The following is a 17,087-nucleotide window of genomic DNA, read 5'->3' on the forward strand; positions in this document are numbered from 1 at the left end:
CCAAGGAGCCCATTATGCCTGTCAACAACCGCCTTGCCGACGCCCTGGAAGACATGACTGCGTGGCGGCGCCGTCTGCATGAGACCCCCGAGCTGATGTACGACCTGCCCGAGACCTCGGCCTTTGTGGCCGGGCAATTGAAGGCGTTCGGATGCGATGAGGTGGCCACGGGCATCGGCCGCTCGGGCGTCGTGGGCGTCATCAAGGGCCGTGGCGAGGGGCGGGTGATCGCGCTTCGCGCTGACATGGACGCCCTGCCGATTCGCGAGATCACCGGCGCCTCCTATGCCTCCAAGGTGCCCGGCGTGATGCATGCCTGCGGGCATGACGGCCACACCACCATGCTTCTGGGTGCGGCGCAGCATCTCGCTGACACGCGGGCCTTCGCAGGCACGGCGGTCGTGGTCTTCCAGCCCGCGGAAGAAGGCGGCGCCGGGGGCAAGGCCATGCTGGATGACGGCCTCATGGAGCGCTTCGGCGTCGAGGAGGTCTATGGCATGCACAATCTGCCGGGGCTGCCCGTGGGTCGCTTCGCCATGCGCCCGGGCCCCATCATGGCCTCGGCGGATCATGTGGAAATCACCATCGAGGGGAAGGGCTCCCACGCGGCCAAGCCCAATGAGGGCATCGACGTGGTGCTCACGGGCGCGGCCATCGTCACCGCGCTCCAGCAGGTGGTTTCGCGCAATGTGGACCCACTGGCGTCCGGCGTCGTCTCCATCACCATGTTCCATGCGGGCGAGGCGGACAATGTGCTGCCGCCGCGCGCGGAACTCACCGGCACCATGCGCAGCCTCGGCGCCCATATCCGCCAGCAATTGCGGGACCGGGTGAAGGAGGTGGCGGAGGCCGTGGGCGGCGCCTATGGGGCGAAGGTGAGCGTAAAGATCGTCGAGGGTTATCCCGCCACCGTCAATCACGCGGCCCAGACCGCCTTTGCGCAGGACGTGGCGGAGGACGTGGCGGGCACGGCGAACGTGGATCCCATGGCGCCCCCGCTCATGGCGGCCGAGGACTTCGCCTATATGCTGGAAGCGCGGCCCGGTGCCTATATCTTCATCGGCAATGGCGACAGCGCGGGCCTTCACCATCCCGCCTATGACTTCAACGATGCGGCCCTGCCGCTCGGGGCGTCCTATTGGGTGCGCCTCGTGGAGCGGGCGCTACCTCTGGTCTGACGCCAGGGGACGGCGCAGGAGGCGGAATGTCAGCACGCCGTCGGCCATTTCCTTGGCCTCCAGCGCGTGTCCGGTCTCATGCACCAGATGGGGAATGTCGATGGCCGACATGGGGTCCGTGCAGCGCACCACGATGCGCGTGCCGGGCGCCGCCTTGGCCAGCGCCTTGCGGGCATGAAGGACGGGCAGGGGGCATTTGAGCCCCCTCAGGTCCAGATGGACCGTCCCGTCGTCCGGCCCGGCCTCTGTCACGCCGCCTGATCCCGCAGCCGGGCGAGGCTTTCATCGCGGCCCAGCACGATCAGCACGTCGAAGATGGGCGGCGAGGTGGTGCGGCCGGTCAGCGCTGCCCGCAGGGGCTGCGCCACGGCGCCCAGCTTCACGCCGGTCTCCTGGGCATAGGCGCGCACTGCCGCCTCGGTGGCTTCCTGGGTCCAGTTCGCAGCTTCGAGAGCCGGGAGCAGGGCCGTGAGGTGCCCGCGCGCTTCCGCCGTCAGCAGGGCGGCAGCCTTCTCCTCCACGGGCAAGGGGCGCTCGGCGAACAGGAACTCGGCATTGTCCAGAAGCTCAATCAGGGTCTTGGCACGCTCCTTCAGGCCCGGCATGGCCATGAGCAATTGCGCGCGGCGCTCGGGCGTGAAGCGGGCGACGCGGGCCGCGCCGTCGGGCAGATGGGGCATGAGCGCTTCCACCGCCGCCAGCAGATCCGTGTCGGACGCCGCGCGCATATATTGGCCGTTGAGGTTTTCCAGCTTCTGGAAATCGAACCGGGCGGCGGAGCGGCCCACGCGGTCGAGATCGAAATATTCGATCATCTCGGCGGTGGAAAACAGCTCCTGGTCACCATGGCTCCAGCCGAGGCGCACCAGATAATTGCGCAGCGCCTCCGGCAGATAGCCGAGGTCCCGGTAGGCATCCACGCCCAGCGCGCCGTGGCGCTTGGAGAGCTTGGCCCCGTCCGGCCCGTGGATGAGTGGGATATGGGCCATGGCCGGCACGTCCCAGTCCAATGCACGGTAGATCTGGGTCTGGCGCGCGGCATTGGTGAGATGGTCGTCGCCCCGGATGATGTTGGTGACGCCCATGTCGTGGTCATCAACCACCACGGCCAGCATATAGGTGGGCGTCCCGTCCGAGCGCAGCAGAACCAAGTCGTCCAGATCCTTGTTGGGGAAGGTCACGGTGCCCTGCACCATGTCCTCAATCACCGTCACGCCGTCCTGCGGCGCCTTCAGGCGGATCACGGGCTTGCGGTCGGTGGGGAATTCGGACGGGTCGCGGTCGCGCCAGCGGCCGTCATAGCGCGGCGGCCGGCCTTCCTTGCGGGCCAGTTCGCGCATCTCGTCCAGCTCCGCGGGCGTGGCGAAGCAGGGATAGGCATTGCCGCGCGCCAGCATCTCCTCCACCGCCGCGCGGTGACGCTCGGCGCGGGCGAACTGGTAGATCACCTCGCCGTCCCAATCGATGCCGATCCAGGACAGCCCTTCCAGGATGGCGTCGATGGCCTCCTTGGTGGAGCGCTGCCGGTCGGTGTCCTCGATCCGCAGCAGCATCCGGCCGCCCTTGGCCTTGGCATAGAGCCAATTGAACAGCGCGGTGCGGGCGCCGCCGATATGCAGGAAGCCGGTGGGGGAGGGAGCGAAACGGGTGACGATCTCAGACATCGCGGTCCAGTCGGGCGGGTCGGGAAACGGGGTCGCCAGGAGGGCGCGCATGTCGCGCGGCGGCCCATGGCGCTCGGGCGGCGCCCATGTAGCATAGGAGCCGCCTTGAAGGAACTTGATGGGTGGCCGAGCCCCGCGAGAGACCCGTCCCGAAAGCGCGCGCCCTGGCGGCGGCCGTGCGGGGCGCCGCTTATCCCGGCGCAGGGATGGGGCAGGTGCTGGAAGCCCTCCTCTCCCGCCTCACCGGCCGCCTGGAGGCAGATGCGCGGGCGGAGGTCCTGTCCGGTCGGCTGATCCTCTGGCTGCCCGTGGCCTTCGCAGGCGGCATCCTCATCTATTTCGCGGCGGAGCAGGAGCCTTCGCTCATTGCCGCGCTCCTGCTGGCCGCTGTGCTCAGCGCCGCCTCCTTCGTCGCGCGTATGCGCCCGCTGGCCTTCGGAATCCTCCTCGGGTTCACCGCGCTCGCCTGGGGGTTCGCCATTGCCACGGTGCAGACGGCGCGCCTTGACCGGCCCGTGATCATCCCGCCCACGGGCGCGGTACGGCTCACGGGCCATGTGGAAGGGGTGGAGCGCCGGGCCAATGCGGACCGCATGCTGCTGCGGGTCACCTCCGCCGAAGGGCGCGGGCTGGAGCGCCGGCCTGATTTGGTGCGCCTGTCCGTGCCCAAGGGCGGCGCGCCGCCGCCGGGAAGCGCCGTGTCGCAGCTTGCGCGCCTTCTGCCGCCGCTCAGTCCCGCCGAGCCCGGCGCCCATGATTTCGGGCGGGGGCCATGGTTCGACGGCATCGACGCCGTGGGCTACGGCCTTGGGCGGCCGAAGCCTGCCCGGATCGCGGGCGATCCGCCCTGGAGCGTCAAGGTCGCGACCTTTGTGGGCGAGGTGCGCACGGGGCTTGCCGCCCGCATCCGCGCTTCGCTGAGCGAGCCCTCCGCCGGGATCGCCGTGGCGCTGGTGACGGGGGACCGCTCGGGCGTCTCACCCGCCATCGAGGACAGCATGCGCAGCTCGGGCCTGACCCATGTGCTGTCCATTTCCGGGCTGCATATGGCATTGGTGGCCGGAACCCTGTTCGCCTTGGTCCGCGCTCTGCTGGCGCTCTCGCCCACATTGGCGCTGGGGTTTCCGGTCAAATCCTTTGCGGCCGTGGTGGCGCTGGCGGGCAGCGCCTTCTATCTGCTCCTGTCCGGCAATGACGTTCCGGCCCAACGCTCCTTCATCATGACCGCTCTGGTGCTGCTGGGCGTAATGGTGGGACGGCGGTCTCTCAGCCTGCGGACGGTGGGAGTGGCCGCATTCGTCGTTCTGGCGCTGTCGCCGGTCTCGGTGCTGGAGGCGGGCACGCAGATGTCGTTCGCCGCAACGCTGGCGCTGGTGGCCGCCTATGAACGAATTCAGCCGCTCAGGGGCCGCAAGCCGCCGGAAGGGCTTTGGGGGCGCCTCGCTTTCAAGGTGCTGGTCTTCTTCGCGGCGCTCGCCTTGACCTCTTTGGTGGCAGGGCTCGCCACGGCCCCGTTCGGGGCGCTGCATTTCCAGCGGCTCGCACCCTATGGCCTGCTGGCGAATCTCGCGGCCATGCCCGCCGTCTCCCTGCTGGTGATGCCGTTCGGCCTTCTGGGCGTGCTGCTGCTGCCCTTCGGGCTCGACGGCCTCGCCTGGCCCGTCATGGGAATTGGGCTCTCCATCATGACGCTGGTGTCCGACCATGTGGCGGCCATGCCGGGTGCCTCGCTCCATATGTCGGCCATCGGCGTTCCCTCGGCGCTGGCGGCGGCATTGGCGCTGTTCTGCCTCTGCCTGCTGCGGGGAAGCCTCGTGCTCCTGGCCGTCATCCCGGCGGCATTCGCCATCCTGCTGGCGGGCGCGCCGCCCCGTCCGGACGTGTTCGTGAGCGCAGATGGGCGCACGGTGGCGGTGCGCGGGGCGGATGGTCGCCTGTCCGTGGCTGGCGCGTCCAGCAACAAGATGGTCGTCTCGCAATGGCTCGGGCGGGACGGGGATATCCGCAAGGCGGATGACAAGACCCTCGGCGGCGCGTTCCGGTGCGACAGGTCCGCCTGCCGCGCGCCTCTGCAGCGGGGTGGCACACTCACGCTGCTGCGCAAGCGGGATGCTCAGCCGGGGGCGTGCGGCCAGCACGATATTCTCGTCACGTCTGCCCGCGAGGCGCCGCCCTGTGCCGGGCGCGTCTATTCGGGCGCGAGCCTCGGCCGGACGGGAACCGTGGCGCTATATGGGCAAGAGGCGGGGTGGCGCGAGGTGCCGTCGCGGGATCCGCGGGTGCAGCGTCCCTGGATGGCGCCTCTACCGGCGCAGGCGCCGGACCGAGCGTCCGAGGGCGACCCGGCGGCCGACGCCGCCGAATAGCCGCCCCTTTTTCACTCGCCGGAGTGGCGCTCCGTGAGGCCGTGCTTCAGGTAAGGCGGGCGGGGAATGGAGGCGTGCGCGGCCCGCAGCGCGGCGGACCAACGCTCGCGCAGATCGTGGAAATAGGGCTCGCCCGGCTCGATCCGGTATTTCATCTCGGCCTGGAGCGCATCCGGCACCACCACCATCATGTCGATGGGCAGGCCCACGCCCAGGTTCGAGCGCATGGTGGAATCCATGGAGATCAGGCTGGCCTTCAGCGCTTCCGAGATGTCCATCTCATAATTCACCGCGCGATCCAGCACCGGCTTGCCGTATTTGTGCTCGCCGATCTGGAGGAAGGGCGTGTCGGTGGTGCATTCGATGAAATTGCCCGCCGAGTAGATCATGAACAGGCGCAGCGGGCCGCCCGCGATCTGGCCACCCAGCAGGAAGGACACGTCGAAGCTCACATTGCTCTGGTCGAGCGCGCCGCCATCCACCTGATGCACCTGCCGGATGGCGCGGCCCACCAGCTGGGCGGCCTGGAACATGGTCTTGGCATCGCGCAATTGCTGGCGCTCGCCCGCCTCATGGTCCTCGACGCCTTCATGCAGGAGGCTGATGACCGACTGGGAGACCGAAAGGTTGCCGGCGGAGGCGATGGCCATGATGTAGTGGCCCGGCTCCTCGAAAATATGGAGCTTGCGGAAGGTGGAGATGTTGTCGAGCCCCGCATTGGTGCGGGTGTCCGCAATCATCACCAGGCCGTTTCGGACCAGAACCCCGCAACAATAGGTCATCACCATCCCCTTCGCTCGGCACGATTTATACCGAGCGGAGGCCCCTTGCCGCAATCGTATGTGCACATATTGCAGGCGAAAAATCGCTTTGCGTGAAAGAGGCTAGTCCTGCTCCTCGGGAGCGGCGCCGCGGCGGAACGGTCCAAGGTCCGCCAGTTCCTCGCCCATGCCGCGCACATGGGCCCGTTCCCGCTCCAGATAACGGGCGACAGCACGCCGCAGGTCCGCATTGGCGATCCAGTGGGCGGAATGGGTGAGACGCGGCAGGTAGCCGCGCGCCAGCTTGTGCTCGCCCTGCGCCCCGGCCTCCACCACCGACAGTCGCCGCGCGATGGCATAGTCGATGGCCTGATGGTAGCAGACCTCGAAATGCAGGAAGGGATGGTGCTCCACGGCGCCCCAATAACGGCCATAGATCGTGTCCGCGCCGATGAAATTGAGCGCCCCGGCAATGTAGCGGCCCGCGCGCTTCGCCATGACCAGCAGGACCTGATCGGCCATCCGCGCGCCGATCAGAGAGAAGAAGGCCCGGTTCAGATAGGGCTGGCCCCATTTGCGCGAGCCGGTGTCCATGTAGAAGGCGAAGAAGGCGTCCCAGGCCGATTCTGTCAGGTCCGGGCCGGTCAGGGCTTCGATGGTGATGTCCTCACCCAGCGCCTCCCGCCGCTCCCGGCGCAGCGCCTTGCGCTTGCGGGAGGCGAGGGCCTCCAGGAAATCCTCGTACGAGCCATAGCCCTGGTTGAGCCAGTGGAATTGCTGGTCGATGCGCTGGAGGAAGCCCAGATCTCCCAGCTTCTCCCATTCCCCCTGGGTGGCGAAGGTGACATGGGCCGAGGAGGCATCATGCCGCCGGGCAAGCTGCACCAGACCCGCCCCGAGCACGTCCATGGCAGCCGCATCGGACGGATCCCGCGTCAGGAGACGGCGCCCGGTCACGGGTGTAAACGGCACGGCCACCTGGAGCTTGGGATAATAGCTGCCTCCCGCGCCCTCAAACGCCTCCGCCCACCCCTGGTCGAAGACATATTCGCCGCGCGAATGGCTTTTCAGATAGGCCGGAACGACGCCTGTGGGCGTGCCGTCCGCATCCGCGAGCATGAGATGCTGCGCCATCCAGCCCGTGCGCCGGCCCACGCATCCTGCCTCCTCCAGCGCGGAGAGGAAGGCATGGCTCACGAACGGTTCCGGCCGCTCCGCGCCCCCGGCGGCACAGGCATCCCATGCGGCGGCGGGGATATCGGAGATCCGGCCGAGGACCTGGAGCGTGACGTCGTGGCGTGTCGTCTCGGGCATGGAGCGTCAAAGATGGGTCCCGCCACCGGGTGACGGCAGCGCGGTGGAAGGTCGCAGCTTACTTGGGATAGGGCTTCAGGATCAGGATGTTCAGGTCAGTCTCGGGCGTGAAGTCCTTGGCCTGCATCTGGAAGGTGGTGGGGCCGATCTTCTTCACGCCCGTGCCGCAGAAGCTCACCAGATTCTCCGGCGCGCCCTTGTCCACGGTCAGGGTGAAGCTGGAGATGGGGCCGCTCCAATTGGCGCCGGTCTTCAGGATATAGCCCAGCCGAACCTCGCTGAGATTGGGCAAGGACGAGCCCTGCATGCGCGGCACCTTCGCCGCCGCCGCTTTGAAGGCGCTGTCGATGCAAAAGGTCTCGTCCATGCGGCGCAACTCGCGGCGGGCATAATCGTCGGGTTTCGTATCGCCCACCAGCGTGCCCACGGACATGCCCACGCTCGGGGCATAGTGGTGCTCCACCTTCAGGTCGCGCTTCGCGGGGAAGGTCTGGGTCCAGTAATAGGTGGTCTTCAGGGTCCAATCGAGCGGCGCCAGATGACGCTCCCAGCCCTTGCCGGCATCATATTCGTCCACACGGACGAGGCCGATTTCGAGAAGCTGTCGCTTGGCCTCGTCGGGCAGGGCGTCAAGCGCGGCCACCGTCTTCCGCCATGTGGGATCCAGCGGGATCTTCAGGTCTTCCAGGAGCTTGGTGCGATCGAGCCCGAAGCTGATCACGCGCCGCTCCATCTTCGTCTCGACCGGCTTTCCGTCGATCCGGGTCTTGAAGTCGAGGAAATTATCCACGTCCGGGAAGGGAATGGAGATGGGGCTCTCGGAATAGGCCAGGTCCGGCATGGGGAAGGCCACCAGCAGGGTCACGTCCTTGTCCGAGGTGTTGCGGAACAGGTAGCGGACCCGCACCTCCTTCTCGGAGACGAACAGGTCCTCCGAGACCATGGAGACCACCTCGTTCGGCACGAGCACCAGCCCTCCGGCGCGCAATTCGGCACTGGAATCGTTCGCCGCGGCCGGTCGGGCAATGCCGGTGGCAAAGAGCGCGGCCAGGGCGGCCACCGGAACCCACTGCTTCACGCGCCGCATCACGCTCTCCTCACTCGGGCGGATGGCCCGGAACGAAACTCTCGAAAATGATCTGGTCGGCAAGGGTCGCTCCCCGCGCCCGCTGCTCCGGCGTGCGCACCGTCCAGGCGAAAACCGGGATGCCGAGCCGCCGCATGAGGCGGGGCGTGCCATCTCCCAGGTCGCGCACCCGATAGGCGACGAAATCGAAGCGGGTGCGCGGCCAATGCAGCAGGCGGGGCAGGCTGCGGCGCAGGCGGTTGGAGAGGTCCGGCCATTCCCGCTCATCGTAGCGGCCCTCCGCGACGATCCCGCGAAGGATGGACGGCGCCGTATGCCGCACATGGGCGATGAGATCGGGATCGAACGACATGAGGGCGAACGGGCCCGCATAGTCCGCCAGCAACGCGACGCAGGCATCCGCGAGCCGCATGTCGCCGTCGAAGGCGCTCTTCATCTCGATCAGCAGAGGGGAACGGCCCGCGACGATGTCCAGCACATCGCGCAGCTTCAGAATGTGGTCGGGCGTGTCCAGCAGGGTCATGCCGTGGAGGGTCGCGGCGGGCTGTGCATTCACGGCCCCGCGCCCCTGCGTGAGGCGGTCGAGGCTCGTGTCGTGGAACACGACCACCTTGCCGTCCGCGCTCAGCTGCACGTCGATCTCAACGCCGAAACCGCCGGCCACGGCCGCGGAAACGGCGGAACGCGAATTCTCCACGATGCCGCGCGCGGCATCGTGGAGGCCGCGATGGGCCACCGGCTGACGGGTGAAGAGAGTCAGGTCGCGCATGGACGGCCCGTTGCGAAGAGTGCCTCAGGCGATCTCGACGATGGCTTCCACTTCCACGGCGGCGTTGAAGGGCAGGGACGCGACGCCCACGGCCGAACGAGCATGGCGCCCCTTGTCGGCGAACACCTCGACCAGCAGGTCCGAGCAGCCGTTGATGACCGCGGGCTGGTCGGTGAAGTCCAGCGAGGAGTTCACGAAGCCCACCACCTTCACCACCCGCACCACCTTCTCGAGATCGCCGGTGGCGGCCTTGATCTGGGCGATGACATTGATGGCGCACAGGCGCGCGGCGGCGCGGCCGTCCTCGATGCTCAGGCCCGCGCCCAGCTTGCCGGTGGTCACCGTACCCGCGCTGTCCAGCGAGACCTGGCCCGAAATGAACAGGAGATTGCCGGTCCGGACCACCGGAACATAATTCGCGACGGGCGGCTTGGGGGAGGGCAGGGCAATCCCGAGATCGGCGAGCTTCTGGTCAATGGACATGCGCATCTCCTGCGGCGATGAGGAAAATTCGGACGTCAACGCGGAGGGCGCCATGGAAATGGCATGAAAATCCGCGCAAATCTCTTGGCTGAACACGACTCGGCGCGCAAGTCGTCGGTCAGCCGGGTCGGCATATGAGCACAGTTTTGCAAGGAGAACAGGAATGATGCGGATGCGCCGGATGCCCGTCCTCGGTCTGGCCGCGGGCTTGGCCGTACTCGCGTCCCATGTGCCCGCCTCTCTTGTGCTCGCCCAAACCACCCCGGCCGCCCCCGCCATGCCCCTTCTGGCGCACCGGGCCAGCTACATGCTCGGGCTCGACGCCTCGAAGCCCTCCGTGAAGCTGGAGAGCGCCAACGGGCGGATCGACTATGAAATCAAGGGCGATGCCTGCAAGGGCTATGACGTGAAGCTGCACCAGGCCAACGAGGTGGATACGGGCGAGGGCGCGACCGCCAAGAGCGACATGCTCTCCACCAGTTGGGAGGACGGCGATGGCAAGTCCTATCGCTTCCAGACGGTGAACCGCACCGGCAGCCGGGTGAGCAGCGATGTGGCCGCCACCGTGAACCGCGTGCCGGACGGCCTCTCCATTGACGTCACCAAGCCGCGCCGCGAGCTGTTGGAGCTGAAGGGGCAGATCCTGCTGCCGACCCAGCATGTGATGAAGGTGCTCGATGCGGCCCGCAGGAACGAGACCACCCTGGAGGCGCGGGTCTTCGACGGCTCCGACGATGGGGACAAGGTCTATGACACCCTCGCCGTCATCGGCCAGGGGACCAAGGATGCCCGCAACCTGCCGGACGCCGCCAAGCTGGTTCTGTCCGGCATCACCTATTACCCGGTCTCCGTGAGCTATTTCGATGCCGGCTCCGACAGCCAGACCCCGGCCTATGTCATGTCCATGACCCTCTATGAGAACGGCGTCATCGGCGACATGAAGATCGACTATAACGACTTCATCCTGAGGGGCCGCATCGAGACCCTGGAGACCTTGCCCGCCTCGGAGGGCTGCCAGCGGTGACCGAGATGCGCATCGTCCATCTGACCGTGCGCGGGCGTGTCCAGGGCGTCGGCTATCGCGCCTGGTGCGCGCGCGAGGCCGGCACGCTCGGCCTGCGGGGCTGGGTGCGCAACCGCAGCAGCGGTGCGGTGGAAGCGGTGATCGCGGGGCCTGTGTCCGCCGTCGATGCGATGACCGATGCATGCCGCTCCGGCCCGCCGGGCGCGCGGGTGGACGACCTGCTGGCCCATGAGGCGGCCGACACGGCGCTCGCGGCAGGCGGCGGCGGGGCCGGTTTCCACATTCTCGAAACCTTGTAGATGCCGGACTATCACCGCATTCCGCGAGATGAGTGTATCCCTGGCGCTACGGTTGCGGGTTTCCTGCGTGGCGGCAGGGACGACATATGGCGATCAGCCCGGCGCGGCGATATACAAAAAGTGGCCCAGCTTCCGGAGTGAGACGTGCCCGCGACCGTTCCGGCCGAGCGCAGTCTGCTTCGGCCTCCCGTCTTCCCCAAATCCTGGGGATATCAAGAAACCGTCCCGTCCGCCCCCTGGTGGGCGACGCCGACTGGCGTGGCGGTCATCGTCGGGCTTTGGGCCCTCATCCATGGTGCCATCTCGGTGTTCATGGAAGGGGCCATCAATGTCGATGACTCCATCGAGAGCTACCTCGTCCAGTCCTTCGAGATCAGCTATGTGCCTCGCAATCCGCCAGTCTTCGACTGGCTGCTATGGGCCATCCAGCGGGTCACGGGGCCGGGGCCGCTCTCCTTCGCCCTGCTGCGCTACGGCCTGCTGTTCGCCTGCGCCATGCTGGTCTACCGGGTGGCGCGGCACGCGCTGACGGACCCGCGCCTCCAGGCGCTCGCGGTCTTCTCGCTCTCCTGCTTGTGGGTGGTGGGCTATCACAGCCACCGCATCCTCACCCATTCCAACGTGATGATCGTCGCCATCGCGGGCTTCATGCTCACGCTGATGGCCATCGCGCGGGGCTCGCGCTCGCCCTGGCTCTATGCCGGGCTGGGCGGGTGGATCGTGGTCGGCGTGGTCGGGAAGTTCGGCTTCTTTGCCTTCTTCATCGCGCTGTTCCTCGCCGCCATGCTGGAGCCCAGCTTCCGGCGCGCCTTCCTCAATCCGCGCTTCGGCATCACGGTGCTGGTGGCGGCGGTGCCCATCGGCCTCTATGCCCTCGCGCTCCATCTGCTGAAGCAGGATGTGGTGGCCGCCACGGCGGACGTGGTGGCGGGCGATCCTGCCGCGCGCATGTTCAAGGTGCTGGATACGTTCATCAGCGCCTGGGTCGGTTATCTGCTGCCCTTCCTCGGCCTCGCGGCCCTCGTCTTCCTGCCCTGGAACCGGGGCGAAGGCGCACGGGAGGGTACGTCGGAGCAGGCCTCCATCCGCCATATCCTGCGTTCGCTGATCCTCATCGGCACCATCGGAACGCTGATCGGCGTTCTCGCCATGGGCTCCACAAGCCTGCGCGACCGCTATTTCCACGTCTTCTTCCTGTTCGCGCCGGTCTATGTGTTCATGGAACTGGAGCGGCTGGGCGGATGGCAGGACCGGGTGCGGATCTACCTCACCCTGCTGTTCCTGGTGGCACTGGGCGTCGTGGGCGCGCGCGCGGCCATCACCCTATGGCCCGATCCGCGCCTGTGCGGGCGCTGTGTGGCGGCCGAGCCCCTCGCGGCCTTGCGTCCGGTGGTGCTGGAGAAGTTGGGCGCCCATCCCACCCTCGTGGCGGCCGACCGCAATGCCGCGGGACGCCTGCGCGCCGCCATTCCGGAGGCCCGGGTCGTCATCGTCAACGAGCCGACCTACCGGCCTCCGGCGCGGCCGGCGACGGGATGCGGGCAGGTGACGGGCGTCATCAATGGCTCGGGCGCGCTCGCCCCGCCGCGCATGGAAGGCACCGCCATCGATGTGTGGGCGAAATGGTGGGCGCCGCTCATGAAGCCGAAGCGCGAGAGCTTCTGGCAGATCACGCCGCTGCCCCTCGATAGCGAGTTATGCCGGTAGAGTGCGCAAGCTGGAGGTGACGGTCCCATGAAGTTCGTTGCGATCGTCACCCGCACCCTGAAAGCCGGCAAGACCTACGACGATTATCGGCAGGCCTGGTTCCACAGCCGTGGCTTTGGCGTGCCCACCGCTATGTACACGGTGATCAACGCCTTCAATCCCCGGGAGATCATCTCCATCGGGGTCATCGACTGCACCCTTTCGGAATTGACGGCGGGGATGGAGATCGAGGTGGAGGATCGCCTCGGCAAGCCCATGGACGATGTGATCGAGACGACCATCGTCCGGACATTCGGGCTGGTTGCGGCGGTGGACGATTTTTCGGCCGCCGGCGAACTGGCCTATGTGCCTCCGTCCGTGGACGGCGTACCGCAATCCTTCGACGAGATTGCGGGGATGCTCGAAACCGTGGCGAGCGAACTGCGCGCCGCGAGCGCCCGGCGCGATGTGCTGAAGGCATCCCTTTCCCCTAAGGGGTAAAGGAAGATCGCCACTCGGCATTTAAGCCGACCCACAGGGCATCTTCGTGACGGCGGATCAGCCCGGCGGTGGATAGGGATCGTTCCCGTAAGTCCATTCCGTCCGGAACTGATTATCCATGCCTTGCACAAGCACTTGGGCGGAGCGTCCATTGTTTCCGGTCTGCTGCGCAGCATCCACCGCGATCCGGATCGCCATTTTCTGTGTGTCGTACGGGCCGTAGTGTGTCCCGTCCAGTTTGACCTTCCATGCACCATCCTGGTGCACAACGAAATAATGAACCCTTGGCATTTTCGAGCCCCCGAAATACTGGGATCACGCCTGAAAACATCACGCAGAACGCGCACTTACGAAGACCTGCCAACAGCGTGTGAGCAGGGTGTCTTTAGAGTTGTCACAAACAATTATGAATTGATTTTACGCGGGAATATCACAATCAAGAATTGTAGTCACGTCGAGATCGGCGGACCGCCGGATCGACTGCGGAACAGCATTAAAAAAGGGCGCAGCTTTCGCTGCGCCCTTTGATTTTGAGCACCCGAAGCCGGCGCTGCCGGCCTCGGCACTGAGAACTGTTGGTTGGATGGACGTCCTCAGAAGTCCATGCCGCCACCGAAGCCGGCGCTGCCGGCCTCGGCCCTTAGAACTGTTGGTCGGATGGACTTCCTCAGAAGTCCATGCCGCCCATGCCACCCATGCCGCCGCCCGGCATGGCCGGAGCAGCCGACTTCTTCGGCAGCTCGACCACCAGGGCCTCGGTGGTGATGAGCAGGCTGGACACGGAAGCCGCATCCTGGAGCGCGGTGCGCACCACCTTGGCCGGATCGATGATGCCGGCCTTCACCATGTCCACATAGGTGCCGGTCTGGGCGTCGTAGCCGAACGAATACTCGGCGTTCTCCAGCACCTTGCCCACGACCACGGAGCCGTCGTCGCCGGCATTCTGGGCGATCTGGCGAGCCGGGGCCTGGATCGCCTTGCGGACGATCTCAACGCCGGTCTTCTGGTCCGCATTGGCGACCTTGATGCCCTCAAGAGCCTTCGAGGCACGCAGGAGCGCCACGCCGCCACCGGGCAGCACGCCTTCCTCGACCGCAGCGCGGGTGGCGTGCAGCGCGTCGTCAACGCGGTCCTTCTTCTCCTTCACCTCGACCTCGGTCGCGCCACCGACGCGGAGCACCGCGACGCCGCCCGCGAGCTTGGCCAGACGCTCCTGGAGCTTCTCACGGTCATAGTCCGAGGAGGTCTCCTCGATCTGCGCCTTGATCTGGGCCACGCGGGCTTCGATCTCGGCCTTGTCGCCGGCGCCGTCCACGATGGTGGTGTTTTCCTTCTCGATCACCACCTTCTTGGCGCGGCCGAGCATGGAGAGGTTCACGTTCTCAAGCTTGATGCCGAGATCCTCGGAGATGGCCTGGCCGCCGGTCAGGATCGCGATGTCCTGCAGCATGGCCTTGCGGCGGTCGCCGAAGCCGGGGGCCTTCACGGCAGCGATCTTGAGGCCGCCGCGCAGCTTGTTGACCACCAGGGTGGCCAGAGCCTCGCCTTCCACGTCCTCGGCCACGATCACCAGCGGCTTGCTGGACTGAACCACGGCCTCAAGGACCGGGAGAAGCTCCTGGAGACCGGAGAGCTTCTTCTCGTGGATGAGGATGTAGGGATCTTCGAACTCAACGCGCATCTTCTCGGCGTTGGTGACGAAGTAGGGGGAGAGGTAGCCGCGGTCGAACTGCATGCCTTCCACGACATCCAGCTCGGTCTCGGCGGTCTTGGCTTCCTCGACGGTGATGACACCCTCGTTGCCGACCCGCTGCATCGCCTCGGCCAGGAACTTGCCGATCTCGGCGTCGCCATTGGCGGAGATGGTGCCGACCTGCGCGATCTCCTCGTTGGAGGTGACCTTCTTCGCGTTGGCGGCGAGGTCCTTCACGATGGCTTCCACCGCGAGATCGACGCCGCGCTTCAGGTCCATGGGGTTCATGCCGGCGGCAACCGCCTTGGCGCCTTCCCGCACGATGGCCTGGGCCAGCACGGTGGCCGTGGTGGTGCCGTCGCCGGCCAGGTCATTGGTCTTGGAAGCGACTTCGCGAACCAGCTGCGCGCCGAGATTCTCGAAGCGGTCTTCCAGCTCGATCTCCTTGGCGACGGTGACGCCGTCCTTGGTGATGCGCGGGGCGCCGAACGACTTCTCGATGACCACGTTGCGACCCTTGGGGCCCAGCGTCACCTTCACCGCATTGGCGAGGATATCCACGCCGCGCAGCATCTTCTCACGGGCATCGCCCGAAAATTTCACGTCCTTGGCAGCCATGTGCCGTCTCCTAAATCAGGAAAAAGGGAAAGGCGGAGGGAGCGATGCTCAGGCGACGACGCCGAGAATGTCGCTTTCCTTCATGATCAGGAGGTCCTGACCGTCGATCTTCACTTCGGTGCCGGACCACTTGCCGAACAGCACGCGATCACCAGACTTCACGTCGAGGGCGACCAGCTCGCCCTTCTCGTTGCGGGCGCCGGGACCCACGGAGACCACCTCGCCCTCCTGGGGCTTTTCCTTGGCGGTGTCGGGGATGATGATGCCGCCGGCCGTCTTCTGCTCGGCTTCGATGCGCTTCACGACGACGCGGTCGTGCAGGGGGCGGAAACCCATCGGGAAAACTCCGGTTTGATTGTATCTGCCTGGGCGCCGGTTTCTCGGCGTCCGGCGGGCATCTAAGGACGCGCCGGGGCGCCCGCAAGAGGGGTAGGGCAAAAATCTGGCACTCTTGAGTTGGGAGTGCCAAGGCGCCCTGTGAAGAAGCCCTCGGATTCGATCGTCCCGCCCCCGATTGTCAGCACTGTCCGGGCATCGCTGCTAACGCATTGTTTTTAAACAATTAAACCAAATTTTCATCTGGCGACCCCAGGCTTATGAGCCGACAATCGACCTGTCCTTCGGAAGAAGGCGGCGTGTCGCGTGAAGCATGGAGGTCGAAACATGGTTTCCGACGGCTTCGTTAAGCAGATGTCCGGTTATGGTCTCGCCACAGCGCGGATCCTTTATCACCTGCCTGATCATCCCAGCTTCCTGCAGGCCTATGTCTGGCAGGATTACGACCTCTGCCCGCACTTTCCCGAGCTGCGGAAGTTCCTGGAATTCTGGCAGCGGGAACTTGAGGGGAAGCTGCATTCCGTCGCCGTCGCCCATAATCAACTTATCAAGCCAGCGGAGTTCCGTGCGGTGGAAGGCCTCGTCAGCCTGCATTGACGGGCGTCAGGGCGGGGGCTGTGGATACGTCCGCAAAACCCGCCCTGACACCGCCGCTTTCTCGGTGCTAGAAGGAGCCGAGCACCGAGGATCGACGTGGACCACCGCACTCCGAGAACTTCTGAACTTCTCGCCGCCGTCCTGGCTTCCCAGGAAGGGGACAAAGTCGCCATCGGCGATCTCGTCAACGCATTGCGCAATCGCGCCTTCGGCATTCTCTTTCTGATTTTTGGCATCCCCAACTGCATCCCCATGCCTCCGGGCGTCCCGGTGATCTGCGGCATCGTGCTGGGGCTCATCGGCCTGCAGATGGCCATGGGGCGGCAGGAATTGTGGTTGCCCGAGCGCCTCGCGCGGCAGACCTTCTCGCGCTCCATGCTGGACGCCATCGTCACCAAGTCGCGGCCCTATATCGAGAAGTTCGAGCGCTTCTCCCGTCCCCGCATGGAACAGTTCGCCGGCCCCATCGCGCGGCGCGTGGTGGGCGCGACGGTGGTTCTGCTGGGCTTCATCCTGCTCCTGCCCATCCCTTTCCTGGGCAACCTGCCTCCCGGATTCGCCGTGTGCATCTTCGGCCTCGGCCTTGTGGAGCGGGACGGGGGCGTGATCCTCGCGGGCTTCTTCGCCACCGTGCTCGGCCTGCTCATCACAGCCGCCATGAGCTGGGCCATCTGGCAGGGCGCCGTCGCCATCTTCTGACCGGCGGTAGCC

Annotated in this window: 18 protein-coding genes; 8 read left to right on the forward strand and 10 right to left on the reverse strand. The window is 66.4% G+C overall.

The genetic code is table 11. The annotated features are described in order from the left end of the window. Positions 1–14: 14 nt before the first annotated feature. Complete coding sequence (locus EJJ38_RS07385; protein ID WP_127089446.1) at positions 15–1,178, forward strand: M20 aminoacylase family protein; 1,164 nt, start codon at positions 15–17, stop codon at positions 1,176–1,178. On the opposite strand, the gene EJJ38_RS07390 is transcribed toward EJJ38_RS07385, so the two are convergent. Beyond that, on the reverse strand, positions 1,164–1,430 hold the full coding sequence (locus tag EJJ38_RS07390) for a sulfurtransferase TusA family protein (protein WP_127089447.1): 267 nt from the start codon (positions 1,428–1,430) through the stop codon (positions 1,164–1,166). The genes EJJ38_RS07385 and EJJ38_RS07390 overlap by 15 nt on opposite strands. Next, complete coding sequence (gene gltX / locus EJJ38_RS07395) at positions 1,427–2,842, reverse strand: glutamate--tRNA ligase (RefSeq protein ID WP_127090313.1); 1,416 nt, start codon at positions 2,840–2,842, stop codon at positions 1,427–1,429. The genes EJJ38_RS07390 and gltX overlap by 4 nt, the downstream gene beginning before the upstream one ends. Before the next feature lie 122 nt (positions 2,843–2,964). On the opposite strand from gltX, the gene EJJ38_RS07400 reads away from it, so the two are divergent. Further along, on the forward strand, positions 2,965–5,208 hold the full coding sequence (locus EJJ38_RS07400; RefSeq protein ID WP_127089448.1) for a ComEC/Rec2 family competence protein: 2,244 nt from the start codon (positions 2,965–2,967) through the stop codon (positions 5,206–5,208). 11 nt (positions 5,209–5,219) lie between these two features. On the opposite strand, the gene EJJ38_RS07405 is transcribed toward EJJ38_RS07400, so the two are convergent. The 5 genes from EJJ38_RS07405 to EJJ38_RS07425 form a co-directional block, all read right to left on the reverse strand. Next, positions 5,220–5,990, reverse strand: coding sequence for a proteasome-type protease (locus EJJ38_RS07405; protein ID WP_127089449.1), 771 nt, complete (start codon positions 5,988–5,990; stop codon positions 5,220–5,222). Positions 5,991–6,092: 102 nt separating this feature from the next. Next, positions 6,093–7,283 carry a GNAT family N-acetyltransferase gene (locus EJJ38_RS07410; protein ID WP_127089450.1) on the reverse strand — a complete coding sequence of 397 codons (1,191 nt, stop codon included), beginning with the start codon at positions 7,281–7,283 and terminating at the stop codon, positions 6,093–6,095. Positions 7,284–7,341: 58 nt separating this feature from the next. Next, complete coding sequence (locus EJJ38_RS07415) at positions 7,342–8,370, reverse strand: DUF4424 domain-containing protein (RefSeq protein WP_127089451.1); 1,029 nt, start codon at positions 8,368–8,370, stop codon at positions 7,342–7,344. A gap of 10 nt (positions 8,371–8,380) precedes the next feature. Next, positions 8,381–9,139, reverse strand: a complete 759-nt coding sequence (locus EJJ38_RS07420) for a glycerophosphodiester phosphodiesterase family protein (RefSeq protein ID WP_127089452.1) — start codon at positions 9,137–9,139, stop codon at positions 8,381–8,383. Between the two features lie 24 nt (positions 9,140–9,163). Beyond that, the gene (locus EJJ38_RS07425; RefSeq protein WP_127089453.1) at positions 9,164–9,628 is read right to left on the reverse strand and encodes a RidA family protein; all 465 of its coding nucleotides are present in this window, start codon (positions 9,626–9,628) and stop codon (positions 9,164–9,166) included. Positions 9,629–9,803: 175 nt separating this feature from the next. Here EJJ38_RS07425 and EJJ38_RS07430 point away from each other — a divergent pair, with 175 nt between their 5' ends. The 4 genes from EJJ38_RS07430 (at position 9,804) to EJJ38_RS07445 (ending at position 13,132) form a co-directional block, all read left to right on the forward strand. Continuing rightward, positions 9,804–10,646, forward strand: a complete 843-nt coding sequence (locus EJJ38_RS07430; protein WP_164738451.1) for a cell envelope integrity EipB family protein — start codon at positions 9,804–9,806, stop codon at positions 10,644–10,646. 5 nt (positions 10,647–10,651) lie between these two features. Further along, positions 10,652–10,945 carry an acylphosphatase gene (locus EJJ38_RS07435; protein WP_127090314.1) on the forward strand — a complete coding sequence of 98 codons (294 nt, stop codon included), beginning with the start codon at positions 10,652–10,654 and terminating at the stop codon, positions 10,943–10,945. A gap of 258 nt (positions 10,946–11,203) precedes the next feature. After that, positions 11,204–12,652: a glycosyltransferase family 39 protein gene (locus EJJ38_RS07440; protein ID WP_127089455.1), complete on the forward strand. Its 1,449-nt coding sequence runs from the start codon at positions 11,204–11,206 to the stop codon at positions 12,650–12,652. Between the two features lie 27 nt (positions 12,653–12,679). Further along, positions 12,680–13,132 (forward strand): ROK family protein, encoded by a 453-nt coding sequence (locus tag EJJ38_RS07445; protein ID WP_127089456.1) that lies wholly within the window; start codon positions 12,680–12,682, stop codon positions 13,130–13,132. A gap of 57 nt (positions 13,133–13,189) precedes the next feature. Here the strand turns inward: EJJ38_RS07445 and EJJ38_RS07450 are convergent, their stop codons facing one another. The 3 genes from EJJ38_RS07450 to groES form a co-directional block, all read right to left on the reverse strand. Then, positions 13,190–13,423, reverse strand: coding sequence for a DUF2188 domain-containing protein (locus EJJ38_RS07450; protein ID WP_127089457.1), 234 nt, complete (start codon positions 13,421–13,423; stop codon positions 13,190–13,192). Between the two features lie 376 nt (positions 13,424–13,799). After that, the gene (gene groL, locus EJJ38_RS07455) at positions 13,800–15,443 is read right to left on the reverse strand and encodes a chaperonin GroEL (protein ID WP_127089458.1); all 1,644 of its coding nucleotides are present in this window, start codon (positions 15,441–15,443) and stop codon (positions 13,800–13,802) included. 48 nt (positions 15,444–15,491) lie between these two features. Continuing rightward, the gene (gene groES, locus EJJ38_RS07460) at positions 15,492–15,779 is read right to left on the reverse strand and encodes a co-chaperone GroES (RefSeq protein WP_127089459.1); all 288 of its coding nucleotides are present in this window, start codon (positions 15,777–15,779) and stop codon (positions 15,492–15,494) included. A gap of 327 nt (positions 15,780–16,106) precedes the next feature. Between groES and EJJ38_RS07465 the strand changes: the two genes are divergently transcribed. Beyond that, positions 16,107–16,376, forward strand: coding sequence for an usg protein (locus tag EJJ38_RS07465; RefSeq protein WP_127089460.1), 270 nt, complete (start codon positions 16,107–16,109; stop codon positions 16,374–16,376). Between the two features lie 96 nt (positions 16,377–16,472). After that, positions 16,473–17,075 carry an exopolysaccharide biosynthesis protein gene (locus EJJ38_RS07470; RefSeq protein ID WP_127089461.1) on the forward strand — a complete coding sequence of 201 codons (603 nt, stop codon included), beginning with the start codon at positions 16,473–16,475 and terminating at the stop codon, positions 17,073–17,075. Positions 17,076–17,087: the final 12 nt, after the last annotated feature.

Source organism: Aquabacter cavernae (genome assembly GCF_003993795.1).
In the GTDB taxonomy this organism is placed as follows: domain Bacteria; phylum Pseudomonadota; class Alphaproteobacteria; order Rhizobiales; family Xanthobacteraceae; genus Aquabacter; species Aquabacter cavernae.

Excerpts from the sequence above, each read along its gene's own strand:
- EJJ38_RS07410 (WP_127089450.1), bottom strand. The coding sequence starts at position 7,283 with ATGCCCGAGACGACACGCCACGACGTCACGCTCCAGGTCCTCGGCCGG.
- EJJ38_RS07465 (WP_127089460.1), top strand. The coding sequence starts at position 16,107 with ATGGTTTCCGACGGCTTCGTTAAGCAGATGTCCGGTTATGGTCTCGCC.
- EJJ38_RS07430 (WP_164738451.1), top strand. The coding sequence starts at position 9,804 with ATGCCCGTCCTCGGTCTGGCCGCGGGCTTGGCCGTACTCGCGTCCCAT.
- groL (WP_127089458.1), bottom strand. The coding sequence starts at position 15,443 with ATGGCTGCCAAGGACGTGAAATTTTCGGGCGATGCCCGTGAGAAGATG.
- EJJ38_RS07385 (WP_127089446.1), top strand. The coding sequence starts at position 15 with ATGCCTGTCAACAACCGCCTTGCCGACGCCCTGGAAGACATGACTGCG.
- EJJ38_RS07435 (WP_127090314.1), top strand. The coding sequence starts at position 10,652 with ATGCGCATCGTCCATCTGACCGTGCGCGGGCGTGTCCAGGGCGTCGGC.
- EJJ38_RS07445 (WP_127089456.1), top strand. The coding sequence starts at position 12,680 with ATGAAGTTCGTTGCGATCGTCACCCGCACCCTGAAAGCCGGCAAGACC.
- EJJ38_RS07420 (WP_127089452.1), bottom strand. The coding sequence starts at position 9,139 with ATGCGCGACCTGACTCTCTTCACCCGTCAGCCGGTGGCCCATCGCGGC.
- gltX (WP_127090313.1), bottom strand. The coding sequence starts at position 2,842 with ATGTCTGAGATCGTCACCCGTTTCGCTCCCTCCCCCACCGGCTTCCTG.
- EJJ38_RS07405 (WP_127089449.1), bottom strand. The coding sequence starts at position 5,990 with ATGACCTATTGTTGCGGGGTTCTGGTCCGAAACGGCCTGGTGATGATT.
- EJJ38_RS07450 (WP_127089457.1), bottom strand. The coding sequence starts at position 13,423 with ATGCCAAGGGTTCATTATTTCGTTGTGCACCAGGATGGTGCATGGAAG.
- groES (WP_127089459.1), bottom strand. The coding sequence starts at position 15,779 with ATGGGTTTCCGCCCCCTGCACGACCGCGTCGTCGTGAAGCGCATCGAA.
- EJJ38_RS07415 (WP_127089451.1), bottom strand. The coding sequence starts at position 8,370 with ATGCGGCGCGTGAAGCAGTGGGTTCCGGTGGCCGCCCTGGCCGCGCTC.
- EJJ38_RS07425 (WP_127089453.1), bottom strand. The coding sequence starts at position 9,628 with ATGCGCATGTCCATTGACCAGAAGCTCGCCGATCTCGGGATTGCCCTG.